This is a genomic window from Massilia sp. Root133 (assembly GCF_001426525.1).
Taxonomy (GTDB): domain Bacteria; phylum Pseudomonadota; class Gammaproteobacteria; order Burkholderiales; family Burkholderiaceae_D; genus Telluria; species Telluria orientalis.
The window spans coordinates 123970-143669 of the sequence record NZ_LMEW01000009.1; the positions used below are offsets into that span (position 1 = coordinate 123970).

Sequence of the window (19700 nt, forward strand, 5' to 3'; positions counted from 1 at the left end):
CGGTTTCCGGCAACGACCGGGCCCCACGGCGCCCGATACTCGCTGCTCCTCAATCACCGACAGGAGCACATCATGGCAAAGATCGCCATCGTTACCGGCGCCAGCCGCGGCCTTGGCCGCAATACCGCACTGCACATCGCCCGCGGCGGCGGCGACGTCATCCTCACTTACCAGAACCGCGCGGACGATGCCCGTGCGGTCGTCGACGAGATCCGCGCGCTGGGCCGCAGGGCGCTGGCGCTGCAGCTCGACGTCGGGGACACGGCCCGCTTCCCGCTGTTCGTCGAGCACGTGCGCGCCGGCCTGCGCGACGTCTGGCAGCGCGACCGTGTCGACCACCTCGTCAACAACGCCGGCCACGGCGACATGGCCGCGATCGAAGACACGACGGAGGCGCAGTTCGACCGTCTGATGAACGTCCACGTGAAGGGCGTGTTCTTCCTGACGCAGGCGCTGTTGCCGCTGCTGGCGGACGGCGGCCGCATCGTGAACCTGTCGTCCGGACTGACGCGCGTGTCGTATCCCGGCTTTGGCGCGTACGCGGCGGCCAAGGGCGCGGTCGAAGTGCTGTCCGTGTATCTGGCCCGGGAACTGGGCCGGCGCGGCATCACCGTCAACACGGTGGCGCCGGGTGCCATCGAGACGGATTTCCTCGGCGGCGCCGTGCGCGACACGCCCGACCTGAATGCGGTCTTCGCGCAGATGACGGCGCTCGGTCGCGTGGGCGTGCCGGACGACATCGGACCGGTGATCGCCAACCTGCTGGGCGACGGCAACGGCTGGATGACCGGTCAGCGCATCGAAGTGTCGGGCGGCCAGGCGATCTGATTCAGGCGGCGTCCAGGCGCTGCTGCGCGTCCGCGACGTCGCGCATCGGCGGCTTGCCGAACATGCGCCCGTATTCGCGCGTGAACTGCTGCACGCTTTCGTAGCCGACCGCATACGCGGCATGGCTGGCATTGACACCTTCGGCGAGCATCAGGCGGCGCGCCTCGATCAAGCGCAGCTGTTTCTGGAATTGCAGCGGGGAGAGCGACGTCACGGCGCGAAAGTGCTGGTGAAACGCGGACGGGCTCATGCCCGCGACCTCGGCCAGCTTCTCGACGGGCAGCCGCTGCGTGTACTCGGCGCGCAGCAGGGCGACGGCGCGGGCGACGCGGCGCACGTGGCTGTCCGGCAGGCCCAGGCGCCGGATGGCTGCACCATGGCGTCCGGCCAGCAGCCAGTAGTGGAACTCGCGTATCAGGGCCGGCTGCAGCACCGGCAGCGCGGCCGGGCGGTCGAGCAGGCGCATCAGGCGCAGCGCCGAGTCGGCGGCGTGGCTGTCGGTCGACTCGATCCGCACCGGCGCGCCGTCGGCGTCGCCGCTCGCCGCCATGTCCGTCGCCAGGGTGGCGATGACGGCCGGGTCCAGGTCGAGCACGAGCGAATAATAGGGCGCGGCCAGGCTCGCCTCGGTGACCTGGCTGACCGTCGGCACGTCGGCGGTGATGACGAGGGAGTCCCCGGCGCGAAAGGTGAAGGACTGCGTGCCCATCGTGACGTGCTTGGCGCCCTGCAGCACCAGGCATACCAGCGGGCGCTGGATCTGGTAACTCAGTTCGGTGCGTGCGGCCGCGCGGATCGCCGTGAGGCCCCGAATCGGCGTCGACGCGGCACCGTCGCGGCCGACGTGGGTGTCCGCGTACCTGCGCACGACATCGAGCAGTGAAGTGTCCATGTGGACTATGGTAAAGAAAAGGGCCCGCAAGCGGGCCCTGAGTGAAGTGCTTTTCTGCGGTATTGCGGCGGGCCGGAAGCCGGTCGCGCAAACTTCTGTTTCTTAATCCTTGTGCAGCATTGCTGCTAAGAATGCTATTTAATCAGTTAAGTTGACGTTCGGCAAACAGAAAACAATCGTGCGCTGACGAAAAACAACACTGTTTCCACAATGCACCAAGCCGGCCAGACGTCCATCGGTGCCGCAAAAGCTTTATAATTCAGGGTTTTGATGATTTTTGCGGAGTATTCAGATGCCGATTTACGCCTACCGCTGCGATGAATGCGGTTTTGCCAAGGATGTGCTGCAAAAGATTTCCGATCCGGTTCTGACCGTTTGCCCTTCGTGCGGCAAGTCATCGTTCAAGAAGCAAGTCACCGCCGCCGGTTTCCAATTGAAAGGTACCGGCTGGTACGTGACCGACTTCCGCGGTGGCTCTGCGCCGGCAACGGGCACGGCCCCGGCGGCGACGTCGTCCGACAATGGCACGGGCAGCAGCACCGACGCGTCGCCCGCGCCGGCGCCGGCCGCCGCGCCGGCGAAGGACAGCAGCAGTACCTGACCGCGGCGCCGGCCCATCGCGGCCGGCGCATAATGAGCACCCGACAAATCCTCGGACGAGATCCGTCACGACAATCGATGCGTAAATATTTCATTACAGGCGCGCTGGTCCTGGTTCCCCTGGCGATCACGGCCTGGGTACTGAACTTCGTGATCAGCACGCTGGACCAGTCGCTCGTGCTCGTGCCGAGCGAGTGGCAGCCGCGCACGTACATCCCTGGCCTCGGGGCCATCATCACGCTGGCCATCGTGTTCCTGACCGGCGTGCTGACCAATAACCTGGTCGGCAAATGGTTCGTGCGCATGTGGGAGCGGCTGCTGCAGCGCATTCCGGTCGTGAACTCGGTCTACGGCAGCGTCAAGCAGGTGTCGGACACGCTGTTCTCGTCGTCGGGCAACGCGTTCCGCAAGGCCGTCCTGATCCCGTACCCGCACGAGAATTCGTACACGATCGCCTTCCTGACCGGCGTGCCGGGCGGCGACGTCAAGAACCACCTGGTGGGCGAGTACGTGAGCGTGTACGTGCCGACCACCCCGAACCCGACGTCCGGCTTCTTCCTGATGATGGAAAAGAGCCGCGTCGTGGAACTGGACATGTCGGTCGACGCGGCCCTCAAGTACATCGTCTCGATGGGCGTCGTGGCGCCGCCGCCGCCGCTAGATGCGGCGGCCGGGGCGCACGCCCCCGCCACCGCGGAATAGAACCAACAACGCAGCAAAGAATCCAGGGCCAGCCATGAGCGGGCCCACCGAATCAACCAACCAGGATCGAAAAACTATGTCCTCCATGCGTACTCACTACTGCGGCCTCGTGACCGAAGAGCTGCTGGGCCAAACCGTCAGCCTGTGCGGCTGGGTGCACCGTCGTCGCGACCACGGCGGCGTGATCTTCATCGACCTGCGCGATCGCGAAGGTCTCGTGCAGGTCGTCTGCCACCCCGACAATGCGGAGGTCTTCAAGGTCGCCGAGCACGTGCGCAACGAGTACTGCCTGCGCGTGACGGGCACCGTCGTGAACCGCCTGGAGGGCACCGCCAACGCCAACCTGAAGTCGGGCAAGATCGAGATCAACACCACCAAGCTGGAAGTGCTGAACGCTTCGGTGCCGGTGCCGTTCCAGCTTGACGACGACAACCTGTCGGAAACCACGCGCCTGACGCACCGCGTGCTCGACCTGCGCCGCCAGCAGATGCAGCACAACCTGCGCCTGCGCTACAAGGTGTCGATGGAAGTGCGCAAGTACCTGGACAACCTCGGCTTCATCGACATCGAGACCCCGATGCTGACCAAGTCCACGCCGGAAGGCGCACGCGACTACCTGGTGCCGTCGCGCGTCAACCCGGGCAACTTCTTCGCGCTGCCGCAGTCGCCGCAGCTGTTCAAGCAGCTGCTGATGGTCGCCAACTTCGACCGCTACTACCAGATCACCAAGTGCTTCCGCGACGAAGACCTGCGCGCCGACCGCCAGCCGGAATTCACCCAGATCGACTGCGAAACGTCGTTCCTGACGGAGCAGGAAATCCGTGACCTGTTCGAAGACATGATGCGCGTCGTCTTCAAGAACGCCGCCGGCATCGACCTGCCGAACCCGTTCCCGGTGATGGACTTCGCGACCGCGATGGGGTCGTACGGTTCGGACAAGCCGGACATGCGCGTGAAGCTGCAGTTCACCGAACTGACGGAGCTGATGAAGACCGTCGAATTCAAGGTCTTCAACAACGCCGCCAACATGGTGGGCGGCCGCGTCGTCGGCCTGCGCGTGCCGCAGGGCGGTTCGATGCCGCGTTCGGAAATCGACGCGTACACGCAATTCGTCGGCATCTACGGCGCCAAGGGCCTCGCCTACATCAAGGTCAACGAGAAGGCCAAGGGCCGCGACGGCCTGCAGTCCCCGATCGTCAAGAACATCTCGGACGACGTCCTGGCGAAAGTGCTGGAACTGACCGGTGCCGAAGACGGCGACCTGATCTTCTTCGGTGCGGACAAGGCCAAGGTCGTGAACGACTCGATGGGCGCGCTGCGCGTGAAGATCGGCCACTCGGAATTCGGCAAGAAGGCCGGCCTGTTCGAAGACAAGTGGGCGCCGCTGTGGGTCATCGACTTCCCGATGTTCGAGTACGACGAGGACGGCGACCGCTGGAACGCGACGCACCACCCGTTCACGGCACCGAAGGACGGCCACGAAGACATGCTCGAGACGAACCCGGGCGCCTGCATCGCCAAGGCCTACGACATGGTCCTGAACGGCTGGGAACTGGGCGGCGGCTCGATCCGTATCCACCGCGAAGAAGTCCAGAGCAAGGTGTTCCGGGCGCTGAAGATCGATGCGGAAGAAGCGCAGCTGAAGTTCGGCTTCCTGCTCGACGCCCTGCAGTACGGCGCCCCGCCGCACGGCGGCCTGGCGTTCGGCCTGGATCGCCTGATCACGCTGATGACCGGCTCCGAGTCGATCCGCGACGTGATCGCGTTCCCGAAGACCCAGCGCGCGCAGGATCTGCTGACCAACGCGCCGTCGGAAGTCGACGAGAAGCAGCTGAAAGAGCTGCATATCCGTCTGCGTAACGAGCCGAAGGTCGCGTAAGTAAAACCGTCGTCACGGTTTGATTCGTCGTCCCCGCTTCCGCGGGGACGACGTTATTGGGCTGCGTTACAATCACGCCATGTCCCATAAAATCCCGGAATCCGTCCTCGTCGTCATCCACACCGCCGACCTGGACGTCCTGCTGATCGAACGCGCCGACCGCCCCGGCTTCTGGCAATCCGTCACCGGTTCCCTCGACCGTCCCGACGAACCGCTGCTGGAAACGGCCACGCGCGAACTGTTCGAGGAAACGGGCATCGTGGCCGACGGCGAGCGCATCGTCCTCAAGGACTGGCTCTTGTCCAACGTCTACGAGATCTACCAGACCTGGCGCCACCGCTACGCGCCCGGCGTCACCCACAACACGGAACACGTGTTCTCCGTCTGCGTCCCGCGCGACATCCCGATTACCCTCGCGCCGCGCGAGCATCTGCAATATGCATGGTTGCCGTTGTTGGAAGCGGCAGATCAGTGCTTCTCCTCGTCGAACGCGGAAGCGATCCTGCAATTGCCCCGCCACGTGGACGACAAATAACGCTTGTTTCTCAATCGTGCGTGGCGGGAATTGTGCTATTTTCCCTTGCCTTATAGCAATCGAAAGCCGCCTACTCGCATGCGCAGCGCAAGACATCTGAAGTTCGTCGCCCTGGCCGTCTTCATCGTCATGGTGTTGATCGCGGCGGTGCCGTTCTGGCTGAACCGCTCCGTCAACGATCTGCTGGCGCAATCGCGCGCCGAACTGCGCGCGCAGCAGCGCCTCGATGACATCCTGACATCCATGCGCGACGCCGAGACGGCGCAGCGCGGCTTCGTCATCACTGGCAACGACGTCTTCCTCGAACCGTACGAACAGGTCCGGCGCACGCTGCCCGGAGTGCTGCACGACGCCAAGGACAAGGCGCCCACGGATGCCGAGCGGGCCACCGCGTGGCGCATCGCGCGCCTCGCGGAACTGAAGCTGGCGGAACTCGACGAGACCATCCAGCTGCGCCGCCGCGCGGGATTTGAGGCGACGGAACGCGTCGTCAGCTCCCTGCGCGGCAAGCAGTACATGGACGACATGCGCCGGCTCGTGGCGGCGGAAGATGCGCGCAGCATGGCGCGGCACGACGCGCTGCAGGCCGACCTGCTGGCCCGCTCCGCACGTTCGTTCACCGTGAGCGTCGCTGCCACGGCCTGCAACATCGTCGCATTGGGGATCCTGCTGCTGCTCATCATGCGCATGCTGCGCGCGCGCCGCGCCATCGCCGGACAGCTGGAAACGCAGACCGGCCAGCTTGCGGAGGCGGTCGGGCTCACGACACGCCACAACCGCGAACTGAAATTTGTCGCGGAACTGCTGCGCGCCGTGGAGGCCGTGCCGTCGGTCCCCGATGCCGCGCCCGTGATCGCGCGCTCGCTGCCGAAGCTGTTGCCCGGCGTGTCCGGCACGCTGTTCCTGCTGCGCGACGAGGACGAACATGTGCTGGACCGGCACACGCAATGGGGCACGCCGTCCGAGCAGCCGTCCGAGATCGACATCGAGTCCTGCTGGTCGCTGCGCCACGGGGCGCGCTACCGCACGGCGAGTTCCAACGACCTGCCGTGCGCGCACTACCGCAGGCCGGTGGATGAAACGACCGCACGCCTGTGCATCCCGCTCGTCACGCACGATGAACTCGTGGGCATGCTGCACCTCGAGGGCCTGGCCGCCGGTCCGGCCTACGAAGAACAGGAACGCCTCGCGGTGACGGTCGCCGAGCAGCTCGCGCTGGCGCTGGGGAATGCGCGCCTGCGCGAATCGCTGCGCCGGCAATCGGTGCTCGATCCGCTCACGGGCCTGTTCAACCGGCGCCATTTCGACGCCGCGCTGAAACGCGAGCTGGCGCGGGCGCGCCGCAAGAACGTGCCCGTGAGCCTCGTGCTGGTCGACATCGACCATTTCAAACGTGTCAACGACGACTACGGCCACGCCGTCGGCGACGCCGTGCTGCGCACCATCGCGCAGCAGCTGCGCCTCGGTATCCGCGAAGGGGACATCGCCTGTCGCTACGGCGGCGAGGAAATGGTACTCTTGCTTCCGGAGTGCGCGGCGGCGGACGCGGGCACGCGCGCGGAGGCGATCCGCATCGCGCTGGCCGCCATCGTGCCGCACCCCGAGGGCGAGGGACCGCAGAAGGTGACGGCGTCGTTCGGCGTCGCGGCCTATCCCGCCCACGCCCAGGATGCCGAGGCGCTGTTCTGGGCAGCCGACAAGGCGCTGTACCGCGCCAAGCAGCAGGGCCGCAACCGGGTGATGACGGGCGCCTGATTGTGGCGCCGCCGCCGGGATTGTGTCATCAGTTCCACATGGCAACAAATGTTTCTTGACCGAAATGGGTGGGAGTTGATACTTTCGGTCTGGAAGGAGGCGTTTTCATGGCCGATACAGTCACTATCCCAATCGACCAGGTCCAGATCGGCCTGTATGTCTACCTGGACCTGAAATGGTTCCAGCACCCGTTCGCGTTCAGCCATTTCAAGGTCAAGACCGAGGACCAGCTGCGCATCCTGCGCGGCCTGGGCCTGGCCACGGTCCGCGTCGATCCCGCGCTCAGCGACGGGCCCGTGCCCACGGCCGCACCGGCAGCGGCGCAGCCTGTGCCGGCGGCGCCGGTGTCGCCGGAGGCGCGTGCCGAGTCGCCGGTCATGGCGGCGAAACGGGAGATGATGGAACGCATCCGCGAGCAGCGCGAGAACGCGGCCCGCATCGAGCAGGCGTTCGTGAACACGGCGCGCGCGATCCGCGACATCGACCGCAACCTGTTTTCCCAGCCGGCCGAAACGGTCCGCGTGGCCGGCAAATTGATCGGCCAGATCACGGAGTCGATCCTGTCCGCGCCCGAGCTGGCGATCAACCTGATGGGCGACAAGCTGGGCGGCGAGGAAATCTATGTCCACTCGCTCAACGTCACGATGCTGTCGATGATGATCGCGCGCGACATCAAGCTGCCGCACGAGGTGGCCAGCCTGCTCGGCATGGGCGCGCTGTTCCACGACGTCGGGACGAAGAACATCCCGGACAAGGTGCTGAACAAGCTCGATGCCTACAACCACGCCGAGCAGGCGCTGGTCGAAACGCATTGCGAGGGTGGCTACGAGATCGGCAGGAAGCTGGGCCTCGCGGCACCCGCGCTCGCCATCATCCGCGACCACCACGAGATGTTCGACGGCAGCGGCTATCCGCGCCACCTGCAAGGGGAGGCGATCAGCATCCTCGCCCGCATCGTCGCGATCGCGAACCATTATGACGAATTGTGCAACCCGCGCAACCCGGCCGATTCGCTCACGCCGCACGAGGCGTTGTCGCTGATGTTCGCCAAGATGCGCAGCCGCTTCGACCCGAAGCTGCTGCAGGTGTTCATCCGCTGCCTCGGCGTGTACCCGCCGGGCACGATCGTCCAGCTGGCCAACGGCGTCGTCGGCATGTGCGTCAACGTCAACACCGCCAAGCCGACCAGGCCGCAGGTGATGATCTACGAGGCCAGCGTGCCGCGCGAGGAAGCGATCGTCGTCAACCTCGAGACGCAGCCGGACCTGAACATCGTGAAGTCGATTCGCCCGTCCCAGGTGCCCAAGGACATCTACAACTACCTCAGCCCGCGCAAACGCGTCAGCTATTACTTCGACGCGGGTGACCCGGCGCGGAGGAGCCAGCCATGAACCTGCACCAGCTGATGGTCGACCACAGCCCGCACATGGTGATGCTGGTCGACCCGGCCGACCTGCGCATCCTCGTCGCCAATCGCAAGGTCGAACAGACGCTCGGCTACGCGGCCGCGCAGCTGCGCGACATGCTCATCACGGACATCGAAAGCTCGCTGCAGGACGTGTTCTACTGGGAAGAGGTGCGCGGCGGCCAGTATCTCGGCTTCGAGGCGCAGGAGGGCGAGTACCTGTGCGCCGACACGTCGCTGCTGACGGTGATGAAGTCGGTGGACGTACTCCACGACGGCGACCGCCCGCTGCTGCTCGTGCGCGCGCAGGACTGCCGCCACGAGCGCCAGGTCGAGGCCCTGCTCGAGCAGACCCTGGCCCAGTTGCGCACGACGCTGGAGTCCACCGCGGACGGCATCCTCGTGGTCGACTGGCACGGCAAGATCACGAGCATGAACCGCCTGTTCTCGGCGATGTGGGAGATCCCGGCCGCGCTGCTGCAGGCCGGCGACGACGACGGCATCGTCGAATACATCGCGGGCCAGGTGGAGCAGGGCGACTTGATCCGCAGCCAGCTGCGCCAGGTGGCCGATACGACCGAGACGCAGGACCTGTTCCGCCTGAAGAACGGCCGCTTCTTCGAATGCCGCTCGCGTCCGCAGTTCCTGGGCGAGCGCATCATCGGGCGGGTTTTCGGCTACACCGACGTCACCGAGCGCCATCGGGCCGAGGAAGCGCTGCGCGAGTCGCGCGACCTGCTCGAATCGAAGGTGCGCGAACGCACGCGCGCCCTGCAGGAGGCGAATGCCACGCTGGAAAAGGAAAAGGCGCGCCAGGCGGAGCTGATCAAGAAGCTGGGCGAGGCCCAGAGCCAGCTGCTGCAGTCGGAGAAGATGGCGTCAATCGGCGTGCTGGCGGCCGGCGTCGCGCACGAGATCAACAACCCGATCGGCTTCGTCAATTCGAACCTGGGCAGCCTGCAGCGGTACGCCCAGGGCATGCTGCGGCTGCTCGACAGCTACGCGGCGCTGGAAGGCGCGTTCAGCCCCGAAGACCGCGCCGGCATCGCGCGGGTAAAAGACGAAGTCGACGCCGAGTACCTGCGCGAGGACCTGGAGCCGCTGCTGCGCGAATCGCTCGACGGCATCGACCGCGTGCGGCGCATCGTGCAGGACATGAAGGATTTCTCGCACGTGGACGGCGGCGACCTGCAGTACGCCGACATCGAGGCGGGCCTGAACAGCACCCTGAACGTGGTCTGGAACGAGATCAAGTACAAGGCCGAGGTGACCAAGGAGTATGGGAGCATCCCGCAGATCGAATGCTACCCGTCGCAGCTGAACCAGGTCTTCATGAACCTCCTGGTCAATGCGGCGCACGCGATCGAGAAGCACGGCCGCATCACGCTGCGCACGGGCCACGACGAGAAGCACGTGTGGATCGAGGTGGAGGACACCGGCACCGGCATCCCCGAGGACCGGCTGGGCCGCATCTTCGAGCCCTTCTTCACGACCAAGCCGGTGGGCAAAGGCACGGGTCTCGGCCTGTCGCTGTCGTACGGGATCGTGCAGAAGCACGGCGGCCGCTTCGAGGTGCAGAGCGAAGTGGGCAAGGGAACCCTGTTCCGCGTCGTCCTGCCGCGCTTCCAGCCGGTGCCCGAGGCGGGCGTCGTCATCTAATCGCCAACCTGGAACTTCCTGGGGCTGGCCGAGTCAAAATTCAGGAAACCGTCCTGCGAACTCATCAATCCGCGTAATTTTGAGAGTTTTGGCATGGCCAATTCTGCTCGATTGTTACATCGGGCAGTTTTTCTCCATTGTACAAACGGAATTAAATTTCCTCAAATTTGATGCACACAATACAATCGCTTGTTTGACAGCTAGAAATGATTTCATTAAGTTCCACAAGTCGTTTCTGGCGACTTTTCAATTTAGCAATGTCCAACAAAGGGAGGAATCATGAGCGAACGCAGACACGAGCAGAAGGTCAAGGACGTTGGCGTCGATAACGATTACCTGTGCATCGAGCTATTGAGCGGTCTCCGCCTGATGGGTCCGTTGCGCACCAATCCGGTCTACCGCGACCCCGTCATCCCACCGGAAGCGCGTCCTCTGCCGAACGGCGATTACATGCGCGCCGTCGCCCCCTGAGCAGTCCCAACGCCTTTCCCGGCCAGAAGCCGGGAAAGGCGCCCACCGGCGCACGATTGCGCTCCCCGCCCCGGAAAGGCACGGACTGATGGGGTTACAATGTTCCCATGAAAATCCGTGTTGCGACCTACAACATCCACAAGGGCGTCTCTTCCTTCCGTAGTACGCCGCGCGTGTTGGCGCTGAAAAAAGCCATCGGTGCCTTCGATGCGGACGTCGTGTTCCTGCAGGAGGTGCAGGGCCGGCACGACCGCTACCAGGCCCGCTACGGCGAAAAGGTGCGCACCCCCCATCATCACTGGCCCGAAAAGGCTCAGCACGAGTTCTTTGCGGGTGAAAACCTGCATGCCGCCTACGGTATGAATGCCGTGTACGACCATGGCCACCACGGCAACGCGCTGCTGTCCGGGTTTCCGATCTCGAACCAGAACAACCACGACGTCTCCGACCACGCCTACGAACAGCGCGGCATCCTGCATTGCGTGCTGGAGACCCCGTCCGGCAATGTCCACTGCTACGTCGTGCACCTGGGCCTGTTCGAAGTCAGCCGCCGGCGCCAGACCGAGGCGCTGGTCCAGTGCGTGCAGGACTCCGCACGTCCGGACGAGCCCGTTATCATCGCCGGCGACTTCAACGACTGGCGCAATACCCTGAGCGATTGCCTGCGGTTGAAACTGGGTGTCGTTGAGGTATTCGATGAACTGGAGCGGCCGGCGCGGTTCGGCGCGCGGATCGGTGATATGGTGCGGAATGCGGCCGGGCGCGAAAAACGCCTGGTGCCGGCGCGGACGTTTCCTGCCGCGCTGCCCTGGTTCCGGCTCGACCGGATCTATGTGCGCGGCTTCCAGGTCGAGCATGCCGAAGTGCTGCACGGCCCCCAGTGGGCGCGCCTGTCGGACCACGCACCGATCGTGGCCAACCTGCAGCTGGCATAGCGATGCGCACCGTTACGTATGTAGCCAACAACGACGTTACTCTCCTCGAAAGCGGCAGCACTTATTTCCCGGCGCTGCTGGCCGCCATCGACGCGGCCCGGCACGAGATCCTGTACGAGACGTATATCTATGCCGAGGACGACACGGCGCGCGCCGTCACCGACGCGCTGATCCGTGCCGCGCAGCGCGGTGTCAAGGTGCGCGTGCTGGCCGACTGGTTCGGCACCGGCAACCGCGTCGCCTTGCGGCTGAAAGAGGAATTCTGTGCGGTCTGCGTGCATTATCGGATGTTCAATCCGTGGTTCAAGCGCGGTGCCGCGCGCAGCCACCGCAAGATCGCCGTCATGGACCGCGAAGTCGCGTTCGTCGGCGGCATCAATACGAACGACGACAACCTGCACGATTACGAGCCGCACGCGCCGCTGCCGGCACCCCGCTGGGATTTCGCCGTGCGCGTGCAGGGGCCGCTCGTCGCGGAAATCCACCGCGAAGCCCAGGCCCAGTGGGCGCGGGCCGGCCATCTGCCGCTGGTCCGACGGATCAATTTGTTTCGGGAAATGCGCAAGCAGCCGGCCGCGCTGGGCGACCATCCGATGCGCGCCGCGTTCGTCGTGCGCGACAACCTGCGCAACCGCCGCACGATCCAGCGCGCCTACCTGCAGGCGATCGGCCGTGCGCGCAAGCGCGTGCTGATGGCCACGCCGTATTTCGCGCCGGGCCGCAAGTTCCGCGAGGCGCTGTGCCAGGCCGCGCGGCGCGGCGTCGATGTGTGCTTGATGATCGGTGTCGGCGAGTTCCGCATGCAGGATGCCGTCGCGTCGTCGTTCTACCCGCAGCTGCTGGCGGCCGGCGTGCGCATCGTCGAGTACCGCAAGACGCAGCTGCACGCGAAGGTCTGCGTCGTGGACGACAACTGGGCCACGGTCGGCTCCAGCAACTGCGACGGGCTGTCGCTGTTCGTCAACCAGGAAGCGAACGTCGTCGTGCGCGATGCGCAATTTGCCGGCACGCTGGCCCGTCAGATCGAGCGGGGCGTGGCCGATGGCGTGCAGGTGTGCCTGGATGATCTGCGGCAACTCGGTTGGGTGCGCCGCTGCGGCCACGAAATGGCCTATCTTCTCTATAAATTGACCATGCGGGTCGTCGCGATCGGCTACGCATGATGGAAAGACGCTATGACAGAGAGTGACAACGTAAGGATCGACAAATGGCTGTGGGCCGCGCGTTTTTTTAAAACGCGCTCGCTGGCGGCGGATGCGGTCGACCGGGGCCGCGTGCGGATCGGCGGCGAGCCCGTCAAACCCGCCCGCTCCGTGAAAGTCGATGATAAGATTTTCATCGACAACGGTTCGAACCGCTGGGAGGTGGTCGTGCTGGGCCTGTCCGACAAGCGTGGGCCGGCACCCGTCGCCCAGGCGTTGTACCGCGAGACGGAAGAGAGTATCGTCCGTAGGGAAAACGATCAGGAAGCACGCCGTTTGTTCCCCGAACCGGGCAGCACGATCAAGGGCCGCCCGACCAAGCGCGACCGCCGCGCCATCACCCGTGCGGGCGGCTGACGACACACTAGAACGTCGCCTCTAAGTTCCCGTTTGACATTTCACGGCTGGTAGATAATAGTACGAGCGTTCGGATTTTTTCGATCAGATTAAATCCTCTCTTACGCGAGGCATATTATTAATACGACAGCGAAAAGCATGAGCATGCGCAAGGGCGAGATGACGCGGGCCGCCATCCTCGATGTTGCGCTCGAGCTCGCCAGCCGCGACGGTCTGGAAGGCCTGACGATCGGCCTGCTGGCCGACCGCATGAATATGAGCAAATCGGGCGTGTTCGCGCACTTCGGGTCGCGCGAAGACCTGCAGATCGACGTGCTCAAGCTGTACCACCGCCGCTTCGAGCAGGAAGTCTTCTTCCCCAGCCTGAAAGAATCCCGCGGCCTGCCGCGCCTGGAGGCGATGTTCAATCGCTGGCTCAAGCGCGTCTCGGTCGAGATCGCGTCCGGCTGCATCTATATCAGTGGTGCCGTCGAATACGACGACCGCCCGGGGCCGATCCGCGAAGAACTCGTCGCCATGGTCCGCACGTGGCAGGGCGCCCTGCTGCGCTGCGCGCAACAGGCGATCGACTGCGGCGACCTGAAGCCTGGCACCGACCCCGAGCAACTCGTGTACGAGATGTATGGCCTCGTGCTGGCGGTGCACCACGATGCGCGCTTCCTGCGCATCCCGGGCACGGTCGACCGCGCACACCGCGGCTTCGCGCGCCTGGTCGAAGATTACCGCAATCCCAACAAGCAAAACAGCCAGGCGGATACCGCCAGCGCCCAGTAATTCACACAAAATATTCACCTGTCAGGAGAACAACCATGGGTCAGTACGTCGCGCCACTTCGTGATATGCAGTTCGTTCTGCACGAGTTCCTCAACGTCACCGAAGAATTCAAGAACCTGCCGGCGTACCAGGAGATCGACGCCGACATCATCAACCAGGTGCTGGAGGAAGGCGCGAAATTCACGCAGGAAGTGCTGTTCCCGCTGAACCACAGCGGCGACCGCGAAGGCTGCCACTACGACGCCGCCACCAAGACCGTCACCACGCCCAAGGGTTTCAAGGAAGCCTATAAACAGTATGTGGAAGGCGGCTGGGCTGCGCTGGCCTGCGATCCGGAATACGGCGGCCAGGGCCTGCCGGTCTCGCTGAACAACTCGTTCTACGAGATGCTGAACTCGTCGAACCAGGCATGGACCATGTACCCGGGCCTGTCGCACGGCGCGTACGAGTGCCTGAAGGAACACGGCACCGACGACCAGAAGAAGTTCTACCTGCCGAAGCTCGTCTCGGGCGAGTGGACCGGCACGATGTGCCTGACCGAAGCGCACTGCGGCACCGACCTGGGCCTGCTGCGCACGAAGGCCGAACCGCAGGCCGACGGCACCTACAGCATCACCGGTTCGAAGATCTTCATCTCGGCCGGCGAGCACGACATGTCGGAAAACATCGTCCACCTGGTGCTGGCCCGCCTGCCGGACGCGCCGGAAGGCTCGAAAGGCATCTCGCTGTTCCTCGTGCCGAAGTTCCTGCCGAACGCCGACGGTTCGGTCGGCGCCCGCAACGGCATCACCTGCGGCGCCATCGAAGAAAAGATGGGCATCCACGGCAACTCGACCTGCCAGATGAACCTGGACGGCGCGATCGGCACCTTGATCGGCCAGCCGCACAAGGGCCTGAACGCGATGTTCGTGTTCATGAACGCCGCCCGCCTGGGCGTCGGCATGCAGTCGCTGGGCCTGACCGAAGTCGCGTACCAGAACGCGCTCGTGTACGCCAAGGACCGCATCCAGATGCGCAGCCTGTCGGGCCCGAAGGCACCGGACAAGCCGGCTGACCCGATCATCGTCCACCCGGACGTGCGCCGCATGCTGCTGACCGCCAAGGCGTATGCCGAAGGCGCGCGCGCGCTGACCTCGTACGTCGCGCTGCAGATCGACCGCGAACTGAACCACCCGGACGAAGAAGTCCGCAAGGAAGCCGCCGGCGAAGTCGCGCTGCTGACCCCGGTCGTGAAGGCCTTCATCACCGACAACGGCTGGATCGCCACGTCGGAAGCGATGCAGGTGTACGGCGGCCACGGCTACATCGCCGAGTGGGGCATGGAGCAGTACGTGCGCGACGCCCGCATCAACATGATCTACGAAGGCACCAACACGATCCAGTCGCTGGACCTGCTGGGCCGTAAGATCCTGATGGACAACGGCGCCAAGCTGCGCGCGTTCGGCGAGAAGATCAAGGCGTTCGTCGAAGACAACGGCCTGGACGAGCAGATGTCCGAATTCGTGAGCCCGCTGGGCGAACTGGGCGAGAAGGTCGGCAAGCTGACGATGGAAATCGGCATGAAGGCCTTCCAGAACCAGGACGAAGTGGGCGCCGCCGCCGTGCCTTACCTGCGCGTCGTGGGCCACATGGTGTTCTCGTACTTCTTCGCGCAGATGGCGAAGATCGCGCTGGCCAAGAAGGATTCGGGCGACAAGTTCTACGAATCGAAACTGGCGACCGCACGCTTCTACTTCGCCCGCCTGTACCCGGAAACCGCGATGCTGATCCGCCAGGCACGTTCGGGTTCGTCGAACCTGATGGCGCTGGACGCCGACCTGTTTTAGTAAAACCATCACGTACAACCAAGTACGAACGCTACATTGACCCGTCATCCCCGCGCAGGCGGGGATCCAAGTTCCGCGCAGTGTCTGCGCATGCAAACTTGGGTTCCCGCCTCCGCGGGAAGTCGGCTCCGGCAGTGCCGGAGCCGACAACTAACCAAAGGATCACGAGTATGTCCAATTTCATCGTCAAGAAAGTCGCCGTGCTGGGCGCCGGCGTGATGGGCGCGCAGATCGCCGCGCACTGCGTCAACGCCAAGGTCCCGGTCGTGCTGTTCGACCTGCCGGCCAAGCCGGAGCAAGGCTCCGGCGGTAACGCCAATAAAAATGCCATCGTCCTGAAGGCCATCGAGAACCTGAAGAAGCTGTCGCCGGCCCCGCTGGGCAACAAGGAAGACGCGGCCCTGATCGAAGTCGCCAACTACGAGGACAACCTCGACGTGCTGGCCGGCTGCGACCTGATCATCGAAGCCATCGCCGAGCGCATGGACTGGAAGCACGACCTGTACAAGAAGGTCGCCCCGCACATCGGCGCGAACGCTATCTTCGCGTCGAACACGTCGGGCCTGTCGATCGAGAAGCTGGCCGAAGGCTTCGACGCCGAGCTGAAATCGCGCTTCTGCGGCGTGCACTTCTTCAACCCGCCGCGCTACATGCACCTGGTCGAACTGATCCCGACCGCCGCCACGAAGCCGGCAATCCTCGACCAGCTCGAGACCTTCCTGACGTCCGTGCTGGGTAAAGGTGTCGTGCGTGCGAAAGACACGCCGAACTTCATCGCCAACCGCGTCGGCATCTTCGGCATGCTGGCCACGATCCACGAAGCCGAGAAATTCGGCCTGTCCGTGGACGTCGTCGACGACCTGACCGGCGCCAAGCTGGGCCGCGCCAAGTCGGGCACGTTCCGCACGGCGGACGTCGTCGGCCTGGACACGATGGGCCACGTCATCAAGACGATGCAGGACAACCTGCAGGACGACCCGTTCTTCGGCGTGTACAAGACGCCGGACGTGCTGGCCAAACTGATCGAGAAGGGCGCGCTGGGCCAGAAGACCGGCGCCGGCTTCTATAAAAAGGTCGGCAAGGACATCCTGCGCCTGGACACCGCCACCGGCGAATACGTGCCGGGCGGCGCCAAGGCGGCCGACATCGTCGCACGCATCCTGAAAGAGAAGGACCCGGTCAAGAAATTCAAGGCGATGCGCGAATCGACCAACCCGCAGGCGCAGTTCCTGTGGGCGATCTTCCGCGACGCCTTCCACTACATCGCCTTCCACCTGGACTCGATCGCCGACAACGCGCGCGACGTCGATTTCGCGATGCGCTGGGGCTTCGGCTGGAGCGTCGGCCCGTTCGAAACGTGGCAGGCCGCCGGCTGGAACACCATCGCCCAGTGGGTCAAGGAAGACATCGAAGCGGGCAAGGCCCTGACCGATGCACCGCTGCCGGCATGGGTGTTCAGCGCCCCGGTTGCGGAGAAGGGCGTGCACACGCCGGAAGGTTCGTACTCCGTCACGAAGAACGCCTATGTGCCGCGTTCCGACCTGCCGGTCTATGAACGCCAGCAGTTCCGCGCACCGGTCGTGGGCGCGGGCGGCGACGATCCGAAGACCGCCGGCACCACCGTGTTCGAAGACGATTCCGTGCGCCTGTGGCACTCGGGCGACGAGGTGCTGGTCATCTCGCTGAAGACGAAGATGCACGTGATCGGCGACGGCGTCATCAAGGGCATCCAGCGCGCGCTGGCCGAAGCCGAGAAGGGCTTCAAGGGCATCGTGATCTGGAATACCGATGCGGCCGACGGCGGCGCGTTCTCGGCCGGCGCCGACCTGCAATCGGCCCTGCCGGCCTTCATGGCGGGCGGCGCGAAAGCGATGGACCCGATCGTCAAGGAACTGCAGGACACGTTCATGGCGATGAAATACTCGAACATCCCGGTCGTGGCCGCGGTGGCGGGTCTCGCCCTGGGCGGCGGCTGCGAGATGGCGCTGCACGCATCGAAGCGCGTCGCCTCGATCGAGTCGTACATCGGCCTCGTGGAAGTGGGCGTCGGCCTGGTGCCGGCCGGCGGCGGCCTGAAGGAAGCGGCAGTGCGCGCGGCCAATGAATCGAAGGGCAACGACATCCTGCAATTCCTGAAGACCGGCTTCACCAACGCGGCCACCGCGCAGGTGTCGAAATCGGCCCTGGAAGCGAAGGCGATGGGTTACCTGAAGGACGACGACGTCATCGTCTTCAACCCGTACGAACTGCTGCACGTGGCGAAGGTCACCGCGCGCTCGATGTTCGACGCCGGCTACCGCGCACCGCTGCGCCGCCCGGTCACGGTCACCGGCCGCTACGGCTGGGGCACGATCCGCGGCCAGCTGGTCAACATGCGCGACGGCGGCTTCATCTCCGCGTACGACTACCAGCTGGGCGACACGATCGCGGAGATCGTCTCCGGTGGCGACATCGACCAGGGCAGCGTCGTGTCCGAGCAGTGGCTGCTCGACATGGAACGCAAGGCATTCGTTTCGCTGCTGAACAATCCGAAGACCCAGGAACGCATCATGGGCATGATGCAAAACGGCAAACCGGTGCGTAACTGATCGCGGCGCGGACACTAAGGACTACTGACATGAGCAAACAACTTCAAGACGCATACATCGTCGCAGCGACCCGCACCCCGATCGGCAAGGCGCCGCGCGGCTTCTTCAACAAGACCCGTCCGGACGACCTGCTGGTGGCCGCCATCCGCGGCGCGATGGCCGCCGTGCCGAACCTGGACCCGGCGCTGATCGTCGACGCCATCGTCGGCTGCTCGTTCCCGGAAGCGGAGCAGGGCTTCAACGTGGCCCGTAACGCCGTCGTGCTGGCGGGCCTGCCGAACACCGTCGGCGGCGTGACCGTCAACCGCTACTGCGCCTCGGGCATCACGGCGCTGGCCATGGCCGCGGACCGCATCCGCGTCGGCGAGGCCGACGTGATGATCGCCGGCGGCGTCGAATCGATGTCGATGGTGCCGATGATGGGCCACCACCCGTCGATCAACATGGAGACGTTCAAGGACGAGAACGTGGGTCTCGCCTACGGCATGGGCCTGACGGCCGAGAAGGTCGCCGCCCAGTGGAAGGTGAGCCGCGAAGATCAGGACGCCTTCGGCCTGGAATCGCACCGCAAGGCGATCGCCGCCCAGCAGGCCGGCCTGTTCAAGGACGAGATCACCCCGGTGGAAATCGTCACCCGCACGCCGGACCTGGCGACGGGCGAGATCAAGGTCAAGCGCCGCACCGTCGACCTGGACGAAGGCCCGCGCGCCGACGCCAGCATGGAAGGCATGGCGAAGCTCAAGCCGGTCTTCGCCGCCAAGGGCAGCGTGACGGCCGCGACGTCGTCGCAGATGTCGGACGGCGCCGGCGCGCTGATCGTCGTCAGCGAGAAGATCCTGCGCGAGCACAACCTGACCCCGCTGGCCAAGTTCTCGTCGTTCGCCGTGCGCGGCGTGCCGCCGGAGATCATGGGCATCGGTCCGAAGGTCGCGATTCCCGCAGCGCTGGCCGCCGCCGGCATCACCCAGGACCAGCTGGACTGGATCGAACTGAACGAAGCCTTCGCGGCACAGGCACTGGCCGTCATCCGCGACCTGAACCTGGACACCAGCAAAGTGAACCCGATGGGCGGCGCGATCGCCCTGGGCCACCCGCTGGGCGCGACCGGTGCGATCCGCGCCGCGACCGTCGTCCACGCCCTGCGCCGCAACAACCTGAAGTACGGCATGGTCACCATGTGCGTCGGCGCCGGCATGGGCGCGGCGGGCATCATCGAACGCGTGTAATCCACACGACGTGAACGGAAGGGTGGGTGCGGCACAACCGTTCCCACCCTTTTTTTATACGAACAA

At 64.9% G+C, this 19700-nt stretch carries 17 protein-coding genes; 16 read left to right on the top strand and 1 reads right to left on the bottom strand.

Annotated elements, in window-relative coordinates; translation table 11 throughout:
• Positions 1 to 72 precede the first annotated feature (72 nt).
• The gene (locus tag ASD28_RS09520; protein WP_056126668.1) at positions 73 to 828 is read left to right on the top strand and encodes an SDR family NAD(P)-dependent oxidoreductase; all 756 of its coding nucleotides are present in this window, start codon (positions 73 to 75) and stop codon (positions 826 to 828) included.
• A 1-nt stretch (position 829) separates the two neighbouring features.
• On the opposite strand, the gene ASD28_RS09525 is transcribed toward ASD28_RS09520, so the two are convergent.
• The gene (locus ASD28_RS09525; RefSeq protein ID WP_056126670.1) at positions 830 to 1720 is read right to left on the bottom strand and encodes an AraC family transcriptional regulator; all 891 of its coding nucleotides are present in this window, start codon (positions 1718 to 1720) and stop codon (positions 830 to 832) included.
• Positions 1721 to 2012: 292 nt separating this feature from the next.
• Here ASD28_RS09525 and ASD28_RS09530 point away from each other — a divergent pair, with 292 nt between their 5' ends.
• The 15 genes from ASD28_RS09530 to ASD28_RS09600 all read left to right on the top strand — a co-directional run bounded on the left by ASD28_RS09530 (position 2013) and on the right by ASD28_RS09600 (position 19634).
• Entirely contained in the window at positions 2013 to 2321 is a 309-nt protein-coding gene (locus ASD28_RS09530) for an FmdB family zinc ribbon protein (protein WP_056126672.1), read from the top strand.
• Positions 2322 to 2398: 77 nt separating this feature from the next.
• Positions 2399 to 3022 carry a DUF502 domain-containing protein gene (locus tag ASD28_RS09535; RefSeq protein ID WP_056126674.1) on the top strand — a complete coding sequence of 208 codons (624 nt, stop codon included), beginning with the start codon at positions 2399 to 2401 and terminating at the stop codon, positions 3020 to 3022.
• A gap of 85 nt (positions 3023 to 3107) precedes the next feature.
• Positions 3108 to 4901 carry an aspartate--tRNA ligase gene (gene aspS, locus ASD28_RS09540; RefSeq protein WP_200948878.1) on the top strand — a complete coding sequence of 598 codons (1794 nt, stop codon included), beginning with the start codon at positions 3108 to 3110 and terminating at the stop codon, positions 4899 to 4901.
• A 79-nt stretch (positions 4902 to 4980) separates the two neighbouring features.
• Positions 4981 to 5436: a dihydroneopterin triphosphate diphosphatase gene (gene nudB, locus ASD28_RS09545; protein ID WP_056126678.1), complete on the top strand. Its 456-nt coding sequence runs from the start codon at positions 4981 to 4983 to the stop codon at positions 5434 to 5436.
• 78 nt (positions 5437 to 5514) lie between these two features.
• A complete protein-coding gene (locus ASD28_RS09550; protein ID WP_056126680.1) occupies positions 5515 to 7191 on the top strand; it encodes a diguanylate cyclase in 1677 nt (558 codons plus the stop codon).
• A 107-nt stretch (positions 7192 to 7298) separates the two neighbouring features.
• Entirely contained in the window at positions 7299 to 8582 is a 1284-nt protein-coding gene (locus tag ASD28_RS09555) for an HD-GYP domain-containing protein (protein WP_056126682.1), read from the top strand.
• Entirely contained in the window at positions 8579 to 10255 is a 1677-nt protein-coding gene (locus tag ASD28_RS09560; RefSeq protein ID WP_056126684.1) for an ATP-binding protein, read from the top strand. The genes ASD28_RS09555 and ASD28_RS09560 overlap by 4 nt, the downstream gene beginning before the upstream one ends.
• Positions 10256 to 10534: 279 nt before the next feature.
• Positions 10535 to 10726, top strand: coding sequence for a hypothetical protein (locus tag ASD28_RS09565; protein ID WP_056126687.1), 192 nt, complete (start codon positions 10535 to 10537; stop codon positions 10724 to 10726).
• A 107-nt stretch (positions 10727 to 10833) separates the two neighbouring features.
• Positions 10834 to 11661 carry an endonuclease/exonuclease/phosphatase family protein gene (locus ASD28_RS09570; protein ID WP_056126690.1) on the top strand — a complete coding sequence of 276 codons (828 nt, stop codon included), beginning with the start codon at positions 10834 to 10836 and terminating at the stop codon, positions 11659 to 11661.
• Positions 11662 to 11663: 2 nt separating this feature from the next.
• The gene (gene clsB, locus ASD28_RS09575; protein ID WP_056126691.1) at positions 11664 to 12824 is read left to right on the top strand and encodes a cardiolipin synthase ClsB; all 1161 of its coding nucleotides are present in this window, start codon (positions 11664 to 11666) and stop codon (positions 12822 to 12824) included.
• A gap of 12 nt (positions 12825 to 12836) precedes the next feature.
• Positions 12837 to 13220: an RNA-binding S4 domain-containing protein gene (locus ASD28_RS09580; protein ID WP_056126693.1), complete on the top strand. Its 384-nt coding sequence runs from the start codon at positions 12837 to 12839 to the stop codon at positions 13218 to 13220.
• 144 nt (positions 13221 to 13364) lie between these two features.
• Entirely contained in the window at positions 13365 to 13994 is a 630-nt protein-coding gene (locus ASD28_RS09585) for a TetR/AcrR family transcriptional regulator (protein WP_056126731.1), read from the top strand.
• Between the two features lie 35 nt (positions 13995 to 14029).
• Positions 14030 to 15820, top strand: coding sequence for an acyl-CoA dehydrogenase C-terminal domain-containing protein (locus tag ASD28_RS09590; RefSeq protein ID WP_056126695.1), 1791 nt, complete (start codon positions 14030 to 14032; stop codon positions 15818 to 15820).
• A gap of 170 nt (positions 15821 to 15990) precedes the next feature.
• Positions 15991 to 18408 (top strand): 3-hydroxyacyl-CoA dehydrogenase/enoyl-CoA hydratase family protein, encoded by a 2418-nt coding sequence (locus ASD28_RS09595; protein ID WP_056126697.1) that lies wholly within the window; start codon positions 15991 to 15993, stop codon positions 18406 to 18408.
• 29 nt (positions 18409 to 18437) lie between these two features.
• Complete coding sequence (locus ASD28_RS09600) at positions 18438 to 19634, top strand: acetyl-CoA C-acyltransferase (RefSeq protein ID WP_056126699.1); 1197 nt, start codon at positions 18438 to 18440, stop codon at positions 19632 to 19634.
• The last annotated feature ends 66 nt before the right edge of the window (positions 19635 to 19700 follow it).